The 14,332-nt window shown below is 39.7% G+C and carries 9 protein-coding genes; 7 read left to right on the forward strand and 2 right to left on the reverse strand.

Translation table 11 applies throughout. The features are described from left to right. From H8S63_RS18840 to H8S63_RS18870, 7 genes are all read left to right on the forward strand, one after another. The coding region (locus H8S63_RS18840) for an AGE family epimerase/isomerase (RefSeq protein WP_186927631.1) at window positions 1-574 on the forward strand (574 nt) is incomplete at its 5' end. 82 nt (window positions 575-656) lie between these two features. Next, a complete protein-coding gene (locus tag H8S63_RS18845) occupies window positions 657-3,803 on the forward strand; it encodes a TonB-dependent receptor (protein WP_186927632.1) in 3,147 nt (1,048 codons plus the stop codon). A gap of 12 nt (window positions 3,804-3,815) precedes the next feature. Continuing rightward, window positions 3,816-5,837 carry a RagB/SusD family nutrient uptake outer membrane protein gene (locus H8S63_RS18850; protein WP_186927633.1) on the forward strand — a complete coding sequence of 674 codons (2,022 nt, stop codon included), beginning with the start codon at window positions 3,816-3,818 and terminating at the stop codon, window positions 5,835-5,837. Window positions 5,838-5,854: 17 nt separating this feature from the next. Continuing rightward, window positions 5,855-7,081 carry a hypothetical protein gene (locus tag H8S63_RS18855; protein WP_186927634.1) on the forward strand — a complete coding sequence of 409 codons (1,227 nt, stop codon included), beginning with the start codon at window positions 5,855-5,857 and terminating at the stop codon, window positions 7,079-7,081. Window positions 7,082-7,174: 93 nt separating this feature from the next. Beyond that, a complete protein-coding gene (locus tag H8S63_RS18860) occupies window positions 7,175-8,371 on the forward strand; it encodes a DUF4855 domain-containing protein (RefSeq protein WP_186927635.1) in 1,197 nt (398 codons plus the stop codon). Window positions 8,372-8,391: 20 nt separating this feature from the next. After that, on the forward strand, window positions 8,392-10,989 hold the full coding sequence (locus H8S63_RS18865; protein WP_186927636.1) for a glycoside hydrolase family 3 N-terminal domain-containing protein: 2,598 nt from the start codon (window positions 8,392-8,394) through the stop codon (window positions 10,987-10,989). A gap of 19 nt (window positions 10,990-11,008) precedes the next feature. Beyond that, window positions 11,009-12,529, forward strand: coding sequence for a Gfo/Idh/MocA family protein (locus tag H8S63_RS18870; protein ID WP_186927637.1), 1,521 nt, complete (start codon window positions 11,009-11,011; stop codon window positions 12,527-12,529). Between the two features lie 320 nt (window positions 12,530-12,849). Here H8S63_RS18870 and H8S63_RS18875 read toward each other — a convergent pair whose 3' ends face one another. Both H8S63_RS18875 and H8S63_RS18880 read right to left on the reverse strand, forming a co-directional pair. Further along, window positions 12,850-13,032, reverse strand: coding sequence for a hypothetical protein (locus tag H8S63_RS18875; protein ID WP_186927638.1), 183 nt, complete (start codon window positions 13,030-13,032; stop codon window positions 12,850-12,852). A 162-nt stretch (window positions 13,033-13,194) separates the two neighbouring features. Beyond that, window positions 13,195-13,926: a transposase gene (locus tag H8S63_RS18880; protein WP_229091129.1), complete on the reverse strand. Its 732-nt coding sequence runs from the start codon at window positions 13,924-13,926 to the stop codon at window positions 13,195-13,197. Between the last annotated feature and the right edge of the window lie 406 nt (window positions 13,927-14,332).

The raw sequence follows: 14,332 nt of genomic DNA on the forward strand, positions 1-14,332 counted from the left end.
CGAAAATGTAGATATAAACGGTAATCTTGTGGATTGTTTTGAGGGTCGCCAGATTACTCCCGGTCACGCGATTGAAGCGATGTGGTTTATCATGGATCTGGGTAAACGTCTGCATCGTCCGGAACTGATAGAGAAAGCAAAAAACACGACTCTTACCATGCTTGAATACGGTTGGGATAAGGAGCATGGCGGTATCTTTTACTTTTTAGATCGTAACAGTTTTCCTCCCCAACAATTGGAATGGGACCAGAAACTCTGGTGGGTACATATCGAATCTTTAATTTCATTGTTAAAAGGCTATCAGTTGACAGGAGACAAACAGTGTTTGGATTGGTTTGAAAAAGTACATGATTATACATGGGCACACTTTAGGGACGCTGAATATCCGGAATGGTACGGATACTTGAATAGAAGAGGCGAAGTATTGTTACCCTTGAAAGGTGGTAAATGGAAAGGATGTTTTCATGTACCTAGAGGACTGTTTCAATGCTGGAAAATACTGGAAACTATTTCGCTACAAACATTTCCCAGATTATTAAATATTGCTGAAACACAATTTAAATCTATTTACTAAATTCAAAATTATGAAACAATGGACCTTAAACATGTCTAAATACCATCGCGGAATTTTAGACTCAAAAAAAGGACTACAATGTATGATGCTGTGTATTGCATTATTAGCACCTAGCTATGCTACAGCAAGTACAAATGTAGGGAATGAGCAAAAATCATTCTATGAAGTAACACAACCTTTGTCAATGATGAAAGAGACATCAAACGTTTCTCCAATTGACAATTCTGTTCGTGGAACAATTATTGATGAAAAAGGTGTTCCTCTACCCGGTGTCAGTGTTGCAATTAAAGGCACATCCACTGGTGTGATTTCAGATATTAATGGTTATTACATTATTAACGCAAAAGCAGGAGATATTCTGGTATTCTCGTTTGTAGGCTTCAAATCGCAAGAAATCACAGTCGGTAAGAAACCGGCTCTTGATATCGTAATGAAAGAAGATGTACACGAACTGGAAGAAACGGTTATTGTCGGTATGGGTAAACAACGTAAAGCCAGCGTTATAGGTTCTATCTCTTCTGTTTCAATAAAGGAACTGGAAGTACCGCAACGAAATCTGACTAACGCTCTTTCCGGACGTATTGCCGGTGCAGTGGTCGTACAACGTTCAGGTGAACCAGGACAAGACAATGCTGATTTCTGGGTACGTGGTATCTCTTCGTTCGGAGCTAATCAAAAACCATTAGTATTAGTTGACGGAGTGGAACGGGATATGTCTGATTTGTCAATTGAAGAAGTAGAATCCATTTCTATCTTGAAAGATGCATCGGCAACGGCAGTATATGGTGTGCGCGCAGCCAATGGAGTTGTATTGGTAACTACCCGTAAGGGGGTTGCCCAAAAACCGGTCATAGAAGTAAAATTGGAAACAGGTTTCTCCGATCTCCCGACAATGCCGAAGTTATTGGACGGGGTCAATTACGCATTGCTAGCCAATGAAGCATTGGGTACTGAAAATTATACTCCGGAGTACATAGACAATTTGCGAAGTGGAACCAATCCTTTTCTATATCCGAATGTAAACTGGATGGATCAACTTTTCCGCAAGTATTCAACTAATACGAATGCAGCCATCAATATTCGTGGAGGTGGCGAAAGAGCACGTTATTATATTAGTGCCAGTTTTATAGAAGATAACGGTAACTTGAAAAATAATCCGGAAGCGGATTACAAATCAAACATTTCACTTCGTCGATATAACTTTCGATCAAACATTGATTTGACATTGACTAAAACAACCAATTTATCATTAGAAATAGGTGCCAATATGACAGATATGCATCAACCCGGTTTAGGAAATGAGTATGTAGACAACAGATGGTTCAGCCCTGTTGAATTACTTTATTACTATTCCTATTTATCCAATCCATTATCCGCTCCGGTTCGGGTACCTATCGGAAAAGATGCGTTTGGTAATACAGAATGGGGTTGGGGAGCACCATCACAGGTCGGTGAAGTGAATCCGGCAGAACGTTTGTTTGGCTCTGGATATAATAAATCATTCCGCTCACAAATTATGAGCCAGATTACATTAAAACAAGATTTGAGTTTCTTATTAAAGGGTCTTGACATACAAGCTTCTTTCTCTTTCGATGCCAATAATCAGACCATACAGAACAGACGTAAAAATTCTTCTACCTATAACATAACGGGAGTTGACGATGAAACCGGAGAATTTCAAGTAGCGGAAATTACCAAAGGAAATGAATTCTTGGGATACAATGTAACTCCATCCAGTAACCGCGCCGAAGAACTGAAAGTGCAATTGAATTATAATCAGATTTTCAATGAAACACACCGCATCGGTGCAATGGCGATGTATTATCAGCGTGACTACGTAGACCAGACTGCCGGATCGTCTATAAAATCATTGCCCTATAAAAAGCAAGGTCTGGCTTTAAGAACAACTTATGCTTTCAAAGACCGTTACTTTGCTGAATTTAATATGGGATATAATGGCTCGGAGAACTTTCCGAAAGGAAAACGTTTTGGTCTATTTCCGGCAGGAGCATTAGGGTATTTGATATCCAATGAGTCTTTCTGGCCTTTTAAAGCTATAAATGTATTAAAAGTCAGAGGCTCTGTTGGTCTGGTAGGTTCCGAATCATTGCCTGACAATATGCGTTTCGGTTATCTGTCATATTTTGGTGAAGGTTTAGGAGGATACTATTTCGGTATGGCCCCTAGCTTTCACGAAGGTATCGGAGAAGACCAAATCGGAGTAACTGATCTGACTTGGGAGAAAGGTTTTAAGAAAGATATCGGTATTGAACTGAAAATGTTCGATAGCATGGTTTCTCTGGATCTTGACTACTTCCACGAAAAACGTTCCGATATTCTTATTCAACGTCAGTCTGTTCCTGCAACCATGGGAGTCATCAAACAGCCCTTTGCTAATATGGGTGTAATGGTGAATCAAGGTGTAGACGGTACGTTGGAATTTAACCATTCAATTGGAGATTTCCGTTATAAACTCTATGGAAACTTTACCTACACTCATAATGAAATTAAAGAAATGGATGAAGCTCAGAAAAAATATGCATACCGTATGCAAACGGGACATCGTTACGGACAGCATTTTGGGCTAATTGCCTTAGGATTATTTCAAAACCAAAAAGAGATCAATGAAAGTCCTGAACAGAAATTCGGTGATGTACGTCCAGGTGATGTAAAATATTTGGATTATAACGAAGATGGCGTAGTAGATGAAGATGATAAATGTCCGATCGGTTATTCAAGTGTTCCGGAAATTGTTTATGGTTTTGGAGCTCAGCTTTTCTGGAAAGGATTCGACTTCGGTATTTTCTTCAGAGGACAGGCACATGTTACTTACGGTCTAGGGGGGGATACATTCATTCCATTCAATAAAGGAGTAGGGAAAGGTAACTTATTTGAAAAAGCACTTGACCGTTGGACGGAAGATAATCCTAATCCCAATGCATTCTATCCCCGTCTGTCCAATGGAGCTTCATCCAACAACTGGCAATCATCTACGCGTACCATTTATAATGGCCGTTTGCTGCGCTTGGCCGATCTGGAACTCGGATATACTTTCAAGAAAAACTGGATTGCTCCAATTGGCATGAAATCTCTTCGCATCTATTGCTTGGCGAATAATGTCGCATTGTTTGCACCATGGGATATGTGGGACCCGGAAACAGCTTCATTTAATGGTAGCAAATATCCTCTCCCGAGAAAAGTTAATATTGGAATTAGAGCTTCTTTTTAAAACGCATCGAATATGAAAAAATATATTATAGTTTTATTTAGTTTGTTGGCATTGTCGACTAGTTGTACTGACTACTTGGACAAACAGCCCGATGATATGAAAACAGATGAAATGGTTTGGAGTTCCCGCATGGAAACGGAGAAGTATCTGGCCAATTGTTACGGAGGAATCCCCACAGGGCATTTGCATCAACATGAACCTTGGGTTGGAGCAGCCGATGAATGTAATATAACCTGGAATTTCTATCAGGCGGATAACTTCAACAGAGGTGACTGGACACCTTCCAGCGAATTGGTGTGTGATAGATACGCTCGTTTTTATCAAGCTATTCGTGCTACTTTGACATTTGAGAACAATGTAGATCGTTGCGGCGAACTAAGTAGCGAGTTGAAAACACGTTATAAAGCTGAGGTCCGTTTTCTACGTGGATATTATTATTATCTTCTTCTTCGTCAATATGGTCCAGTAGTGTTAATTAAAGAATTGCTCCCTTCGGAAACAGATTTTGCAAATATGCAGCGTGCCCCCTATGATGAATGCGTAGAATATATTTGCCAAATGATGGACTTAGCAGCTTATGACCTACCGATGCATTATTGGGATGACCAGACCCGTTTGGGACGACCGAACAAATTGGTTTGTCTAGCAGTAAAAGCAATTGTACGTAATCTGGCCGCCTCTCCTCAATTTAATGGTAATACGGAATATGCCAACTTCAAGAATCATGATGGTACCCCACTTATTAATACCATTTACAGTGAACAAAAATGGAAAGATGCTGCAGCCGCAGCAAAAGCCGTCATAGATATGGCAGAGAAATATCCGGACACTCGTTTGAAACTATACCGGAATGATGAGAATGGGGATACAGAGTTTAATCCGTATAAATCATGTGTGGATGTTCAACTAAAGGCTTGGAATTGTGAGGTAATATGGGCCAGGTCAGAAGGACAATATGATGATACATTTCAACGGTCATGGATGGTACACAATACACCCGGCCCGCACTGTTTGGGAGGAGTAAGTCCTACTTTACGACTGGTAGATGCTTTTCTGATGAAGAACGGAAAGCCCATCGATGTGGCCGGTTCCGGTTATGTTGAAAAAGGATTTGCGGCTGACGGTGGAGATAATTGGAATCCCAACGGACATGACATTGCTTCCGAAGAAGGTCGTAAAGGTATCATAGCAGATATCCGTGATAGTAAGGCATGGGGGCATTGGAAAGGTGACTGGAATATGTTTTGCAATCGTGAGCCTCGTTTCTATGCAGCTATCCTATATAATCACAGAGTGATACCTAGTCTGTCGGATGATAAAAACATTCGTAACGAATGGAGTACAGGAAGACAGAAAGATGGTTTCGGACGCGCAGAATTATATTTAGGAGGAGCAGCTCGTCCATCTATTAATTATGCGAACTACTCTAAAACGGGTATGTTAGTCTTCAAGCGCAACGACCCGCAAGCAGATATGTATAACCGTGCTTATCCTCAAAACTATGCTTGTACTTACATACGCTATGCTGAAATCTTGCTAGACTATATAGAAGCGTTAAGCAATTATGATCCTACCAATGCGGACATTCGTAAATATTGGGATCAAATTCGTAAAAGAGCAGGTGTAGAAAGCGCGTTTGTCGCTACTCCTGAAATAGCTTCTGATCCGGCTTTAATGCATGAATACATTATTCGTGAACGTCAGATTGAGCTTTGTTTTGAAGGTGACCGTTATTTCACTACTCGTCGTCTTTGGAAAGCCCACACACCGGATAAAATTGTAACAGATCCTGTGACCGGTGAAGAAAAAGACGGTCGAATATATGGTGATGGAGGCAGTATGTGGGGAATGAATGTTGATGCCGGTGATGTAGGTTCAAATGATTTCAATTTTGAAGGTTTCTATAAACGTGCTGTTTTTGAAGAAAGAAAATTCAATAAAGAGTACTATTTATTCCCCATTCCGCAAAAAGAAATGGATAAGTGTCCGGGATTGGTTCAGAATCCATGGTGGAGTGGAAATACTGCTAATTAATAAAAAAGTATATAGTTATGAAGAAAATATATTTATACGCAATACTCGCTACATTTGCAAGTATGTCAATGCTGACTTCTTGTGATGCGGATGCGGAGTTTGAAACAGAAGTTCCCGTGAATCCTGTAATGCGTCCTATCATCAGCTTGACGGCAATGGAACAGGAAGATATTTTTGAAGGTGTCATTGATGATAATAAACGTACTATTAAATTGGAAGTCGAAGTTTGGACTGATTTGTCAAATATGACTGTTAATTTGAATATACCGAAACGAGCTACACTTATATCTCCGTCAAGCCCGGAAGGTGTATGGGACTTAACCCAACCGGTAAATGTTGTGATAAACAATATTGAAAGAGATGTGACTTATACAGTAACGGCTAAGAAAAAGGCGGAGTTTATTGAAAAACCTCTTGTAAGTCTGGTGGCAAAAGCAGGCGGTGAAACTGCTACAGGAGAAATTGATCATACTAATCACACAATTAAATTAAATTTTGGTCCTTGGGTGGATTTGTCAGAAACGACACTGACTATTGAAGTGAAACCACATGTGAAATTAGTAGATCCTATTGCTTTGGAAACGGTATATGACTTTAGTGAAACTAAAACAAAATCTATCATCGTAAATGATGTACAGAAAGATGTTACTTACAATTTAGTGGTAACTCAGACCGAACTAGTCTCTACTTTGGTAGACCATACAACACTTAAAGAATATAAATTGGATAATGATGCAAATATTGTTGATAGTAGTCTTGGACTAGGTACAACCGATTTTGCTAAACTAATTGACGGTAAATATATGTCGTCTCCGTCCGATTATGGGGCTGTAGGATGGAGTCCTTTTGCTTGCCAATATAATGGTACGGCAGATGCAACATTCCTAACAGTCGACGCTGGTAAAATGATGTATCTAGCAAAATTTAGTGCACATCGTTATTGGAATGAAGCGAATACCCAAGTTACCAAATTTGATCTTTATGGTTATTGTCAAGAAGGAGAACCTGCAAAGAATGGTTCTTTAGATGGTTGGACATTACTCGGCAGCTATAATTATAATCCAGATTCCCCAAGTAATTTTGCTGAAGGAGATTGTATTACAATTGAAAAGGAACAGGCCAAACAAGCCCGTTATTATCGAGTAAATGCCAAAGAAACCTGGTTTGTGCATTCTGGTTCCCCTGATGATTGGAGAGCTCGTGTGTATACTTTCACCGAATTCCGATTCTGGGAATATAAATAACATTCAATAACTTTTAGATGGTTGGTAGAGCTGTATAATCCTATCAGCCATCTAATTGCATTTTATAAATTACATAACTTCACAAAATTGATTATGAGAAAATTTATCAAATTCAGTGTACTTTTATTATGCTCTTTGATGGCATTATGTGTTTCATGTTCTTCTTCTGACGGTCCATCAGACGATAAAGAAGTTCCCCCTACTCCTCCGGTAAATCCGGGTGAGCTCTATCCATGGGAAGAGAATCGCACAGCACTTTTGAATTCCACTGATATGGTTCTTATTTATGGAGGAGGACATCACAGGGAACCTTATAATTGGGATGTAGACAGAATAAGTTCTTATGTAACTTATAAAGACAAGGCTGGAACAGAGCACTGGCTCTTCGACGCCTTTTTGTTTCTGGAATTGAAAGACACAGGTAATGGAGGAACCAATAAAACCTACACTTACGAAAATCAAGAAGGTTTGGATGCAGCCAATCAAAAGGATTGGAAAAGATTGGTTGATTATTATTTTGCAAGTAGTACCGGACTGGGAGCATTGAATCGTGCCATATCAAATGCACAAAAGCGTTTGGAAAACCCAAAAACGAAACATAGAGTAGTCATTGCCATTCCGGAACCCATAGCCCACAAGACACCGGCAAATGAAAATTCGACTACCGTATATTGGGGAAGCTTGGATGGACATATCATGGACTTTTCCATCGCACAGGATCGGGTAGATGCTTGTAAATGGTACATAGACTATGTCCGCAGCAAATTCAACGAGATGCAGTACCAGAATATAGAATTGGCAGGCTTTTATTGGTTGGCGGAAACAGCTGGAACTACCAGAGATATTATTTCCAAAGTAGGAGCTTACGTCAACCAATTCAAATATAGTTTCAACTGGATACCTTACCGTGGTGCAGAAGGACATGATAAATGGGAAACTTTGGGATTCAACAATGCCTACTACCAGCCTAACTATTTCTTCAATACAGAACAGTCATACGCTGTCCTGGAAGAAACTTGTAAAACTGCGAAAAGGGAAAATCTGGATATGGAATTTGAGTTTGATTACCGGGTGTTGGCAAGTAATTCGGAACACAATATTTATTATCCCCGTATGAAAGACTATATAAAAGCATTTAAAGCTCATCAAATATGGGACACTAAACGCTTGGCATATTATGAAGGCGGTGGAAACCTTCTTTCATTAAAGAACTCTGCCAATGAAGCTGATCAAGAACTGTATCATGAATTTTGCCAATTTGTGATTACCCGTCCCATTCGTTCCAAATAATAATTATCAGATCAATTAGGATGAGACGTATAAGAAAGCATATTCGTACATTGATTATAGTCAGTATCCCGTTCTTCACGACTCTGATAGTGAAAGCACAGCAAATGCTTCCCTATCAAAATCCGCAACTGTCCGTAGAAGAACGAGTGAACGACTTGTTAGGTCGGATGACTTTGGAAGAGAAAATAGGGCAGATTACCCATCTCCATTCGTACAAAGTATTTGACGGACAAGAACTGAATCCGAATAAGTTGGAAGTAGCATGTGGCAACATAGGATACGGGTTCTTTGAGGGGTTTCCACTCACAGCCTCACATTGCCGCAAGAACTTCCGCCGGATACAAGAATATCTGATAAAGCACACACGTTTAGGCATTCCCGGATTCTCGGTTGCGGAGTCTCTTCATGGAGTAGTCCATGAAGGGGCTACTATCTATCCGCAGAATATTGCATTGGGAAGCACTTTTAACCCTGAATTGGCGTATGCGAAAACCAAACATATTTCCGGTGAGCTGAACACGATGGGAGTTAAACAAGTACTCTCCCCCTGTATTGATGTAGCACGTGAATTACGCTGGGGACGAGTTGAGGAATCTTTCGGAGAAGATCCTTTTCTTTGTTCTGCTATGGCAGTAGCGGAGGTGCGAGGGTACTTGGATCATGGAATCTCCCCTATGCTGAAACATTACGGTCCTCATGGCAATCCATCAGGAGGATTAAACTTAGCTTCTGTTGACTGTGGGGTTCGTGATTTATTCGACATATATCTGAAACCTTTTGAAACGGTTCTTGCACAAACCCGCGTGATGGCAGTCATGTCAAGCTATAACGCTTGGAACCGAGTTCCCAATTCAGCTTCACATTTCATGTTAACGGAAATTCTTCGAAACAAATTTGGTTTTCGAGGGTATGTATATTCTGATTGGGGAGTAGTGGCTATGTTAAAATCATTCCATAAAACTGCAGGTGATGATTTTGAAGCTGCCCGTCAAGCTTTAGAAGCAGGTCTTGACGTGGAGGCCTCCAGTCCTTGTTTTGAAACATTAGCAAAGCAGGTGAAGAATGGAAACTTTGACATTCGTTACATAAATCAAGCTGTAAAACGCGTATTACGGGCTAAATTTGAATCAGGTTTGTTTGAGGACCCTTTTCAAGAGAAAGCTTCCTATCATCTTCCGTTGCGTGCAAAAGAAAGTATACAGCTTTCTCGTCAGATAGCTGATGAATCTACAGTATTGTTGAAGAACGAAGGAGATTTACTACCTTTGGATTGCACAAAACTAAAATCTATCGCGATAATCGGACCTAATGCCGATTGTGTGCAATTCGGAGATTATACATGGAGTAAAAACAAAAGTGACGGCATCACGCCACTCCAAGGCATACGAAATCTGCTCGGAAAACGGGTGAAAATAAATTATGCAAAAGGATGTTCGTTAGCGTCAATGGATACGACACTGATAACGGAGGCTGTTAAAGCTGTTCGCAATAGTGAGATTGCTCTAGTATTTGTAGGAAGTTCCAGTACAGCATTTGTGCGCCACAGTAATGAACCCTCGACAAGTGGAGAGGGAATAGACCTTAGTGATATTTCCCTAACAGGAGCGCAGGAACAACTCATCCGTTCCGTATGCGCGACAGGCAAACCTGTTGTTGTGGTTTTGGTAGCCGGTAAACCATTTGCCATACCCTATATAAAAGAAAAAGTACCCGCTATATTGGCTCAATGGTATGCTGGAGAACAGGCTGGAAACTCCATTGCTGATATTCTGTTTGGTAAAGTTAATCCTTCTGGAAAACTGCCATTCTCTTTTCCTCAAAGTACAGGTCATTTGCCTGCTTATTATAATTATCTTCCTACTGACAAAGGATACTATAAAGAACCTGGCACATACACCTTTCCGGGACGAGATTATGTTTTTTCAAGTCCTGCCCCCTTATGGACGTTTGGACATGGATTAAGTTATACCCGCTTTGAATACGTGCAAGCTACTACTGATAAAACAAGCTATCAGTCTCATGACACAATACGCATATCCGTAAAAGTAAAGAATAGTGGGAAATTAGCAGGAAAAGAAGTTGTTCAGATATATATTCACGATGTGGTTAGTACGGTCATGACACCGGTCAAACAACTGAAGGGGTTTAAAAAGATAGAACTACAACCAGGCGAGGAAAAGCTGGTGCAGCTAAAAGTACCTGTACATGAACTTTACTTGACTAGTAATTTCGGAGACCGATATTTGGAACCTGGAAAGTTCGAAATCCAAGTAGGCACTTCTTCAGACGAAATATATTATAAATTACCAGTATGGGTAGGCAATAAGCCTATTTCTTTAGAGGAAAACAGTTTGTCAAAAGCCCCCGTAATAACCACTGGTAAAATTATACGCATAGAAGGAATTGTTCGCGATGTCCAAGCTACACCAATAGCCGGAGTGAAAGTAAAAACTATAAATTCTGAAGAGGAAGTTATGACTGATGCAAAGGGATCTTATTCCTTACCAGCACATTCAGATGATATTCTCTTGTTCTCCAAAAAAGGCTATGCGAGCCAAAAAGTACGGACAAGCGGACAACATAAGATCAACATACAAATGATGAAAGAAAACTTTTAAAATTAATCTACTAAATAAAATGAGAAAATATAATTTTTTACTAGTAATGCTTGTGGCTATATTGGCCATTTCATGTTCACAATCTTCTTCTGATACACAAGTCTCAAATCTCGGAACAAAATGGCATTGGGATAAGGGGACTATTGTTATTGAAACTCCTGAACGTCCTACCGGGCAAACTAGTGTAATAGGTTTAAAAGCTCCCAAAATGGAATTTGTTCGTGTAGGATTCGTTGGATTAGGGATGCGTGGTCCGGCAGCGGTAGAACGTTTCACTTATATCCCGGGTGTGGAGATTGTAGCATTATGTGATTATGAGAAAGAACGTGCGGAAGAATGTCAAAAGTTATTAAAGAAGGCTTCTATGCCCGAGGCTACTGTTTATTCAGGTGAAAAAGGATATGAAGAATTATGCAAACGGGATGATATTGATTTAGTTTATATTGCAACGGATTGGTTACATCATTTCCCTGTAGCTATGTGTGCAATGGAGAATGGCAAGCACACGGCTATTGAAGTGCCTTCCGCTATGAGCCTAAAAGAATGTTGGGCTTTGATTGATATGTCAGAAAAGACCCGTAAACATTGTATGATTTTAGAAAACTGTTGTTATGACTGGTTCGAAATGAATACCTTAAATATGGCTCAACAAGGGGTATTCGGTGAGGTCATTCGTGCACAAGGAGCTTATATTCATAACCTCGATGAATTTTGGGATTATTATTGGAAAAAAGGAAAGGATGACAAACTCGGATGGAGATTGGAATATAACATGAAACATCGCGGAGATGTATATGCTACTCATGGTCTGGGGCCTGTGGCTCAAGCCTTAAATATCCATCGCGGAGATCGTATGAAAACATTGATTGCAATGGATACAAAATCTGTCATTGGCAAAGATCTGGTTGAAAAAAGAACAGGGGAAACGTGTAACGACTTCCGCAATGGTGACCATACGACTACACTTATTCGTACAGAAAACGGGAAAGTTATTGAAATACAACATAATGTAATGACTCCACAACCCTACAACCGTTTATATCAGCTTACAGGCACTAAGGGACTGGCTAATAAATATCCGGTAGAAGGATATGCGTTGGATTCTAATCAGATGAGTGCATCCGGAATGAAACCCAAAGTGGATAACTTGACCTCACATAACTTTTTGCCTGAAAATGAGATGAAAACGTTAGTAGAAAAGTATCAACATCCTATTTTAAAAAAATATGGTGAGATGGCTAAAGAAGTAGGTGGACATGGCGGCATGGATTTTATAATGGATAGCCGTCTGATTTATTGTTTACAGAATGGATTACCATTAGATATGGATGTCTATGATTTGGCTGAATGGTGTTGCTTGGCAGAATTAGGTGAATTGTCAATGGACAACAATTGTGCATCTGTCGCATTTCCAGATTTTACCCGTGGTGAATGGAACAAAATACAAGGTTACAAACACGCTTATGCTACTCAGGAAGAAGAAGCCAATAGTATGGAAAAAGCCAAGACTTTTACTAAAAAATTAAAAGAAAAAAAGTAAACTTAGGTAAGTGATCTTTATGTACCGAAATTGAATTAACCCGTTGGCAGAATTACATTAGCACATATGTTAATAATCAGCATTATGCACAACTTTTTAGTCACAAATCTTTTATAATTTTAATTCCGCCAACGGGTTGAATTAATAAAATACAATATTATGATAATAATACTTTGTTAAACATTGAATTAACATTTATGCAGCAATAGCGGCAAATTTAATTTCCTTTTCCCATAGCTTCCGATTTGTTTCCTTGTCAGGCCTAATCCCTGATATGGAAATAAATCGTTGCATGAGCAAAATGTTGTGACATAGCACTTTTACAGATGCCATTGATAAGGCTGTCCCCTTTTTCGAAGCTCCAGATTCACGGCGTTCAATGCTGCATTAAAATGGAAATTCAGTTTATCCAGCTCCCGCCTTTGGCAGTCGGTCAGCCCTGTAAACTGCTTTGAGTCGCGAAAGCAGCATCCGACCTGAAAACGCGTCCTGTAATAATCCATTACATCTATTGCCTGTATCTGCGTGTCAGTAGAGACATACTGTTTACGTACTTTCTCGTCCTCACTCTCCCAAATGCATAATCGAATATTTCTTTTGAGGGAACGGGAATGTACGATTGCCGAGAGTATTCGTCCCTCCTGCCCATTTTTTATGGAATAATTTCAAAACGGTTTTCTTCGAGATGCTTCATGTCCATTTTCCCATCGTACAGTTTGGGGCATCTTGCCACCGGTAGGTTTATCCTTGGTCAGATAACGAAAATAAGCGTCATCGCGAAAACGACTGATTACATATAATCCCATATCCAGGACGCCAGCCACAAAAGATGATTTGGAGAAATAGGCATTGACCACCACATGGCTGGTCAACCGTTGAAGTATTTCCTTGCGGCTTCGTAACACATGCAAATACCAGTCTGTTAGTGTCCACCTGACTTGCTCCAGTATTTTTGCCGGTAGTGTTTGAACAGCTTCTAGATGAAAGCAGTTGTGAAGATCTACATCAATGAATCCAATGCCGGAAATTTCCAGACCATGTTTAGTCGATTTAGCACAACCGGACCAGAAACGCCCCAGATAGGGCGTGCATTTACTCGATTTGCTGATATAGCTCGGATCAAAAGCGATAGCAACCAGATTGTCGGTATGTGAATCAGCCAAGCAGGCATTAAAAGACAACCGGTCACACTTACGTTCGAACTGCTGACGGTAACGCTGTTCATCCAAACGGCCGTAACACCCTAATTGGAGGAAATTTATTCTCCCAGGAATAATCAGATATAAAAGTAGCATTTCATGCATAAAACTCTCACGCCATTCATTTATCTTTACCGCTGAATTTAGCAGTACGCGTTTTATTATCTCCAAATATTGGTCAAGTTCGTTTCTATTCATCATTATTAAAGATGCGGTGACCCTTAATATAATGAATCGGTAGGACTTGATCTACTTTTTATTTGTTAATTCAATGTTTAACGAAGTATTGTTATTAAGACTTATCCATATAATTATCAAAATGGCATTTTTCATTTTGATAATTATAAATTCTCTGCCGGACGTATTTCCATCCATTGTACAGAATAGAGGATAAAATGGCGGAGATTTGCCATTATAAGAAATCACTTTGTTGCAGATATATCCATGTATATGTTCTTTTTACGTTATTTCTCACACTATTCTGTAATACATCTTAATTTTTAATGTTACTTTGCATCATTATGATTAGTAAGGGGTTAATAAATGAAACATTCCCTATTTCAGGGCTAAAATACGTTCCTTTTAAACGTACTTAGCATTTTTT

The sequence above is a fragment of the Bacteroides sp. NSJ-39 genome (assembly GCF_014287315.1).
GTDB lineage: Bacteria > Bacteroidota > Bacteroidia > Bacteroidales > Bacteroidaceae > Bacteroides > Bacteroides finegoldii.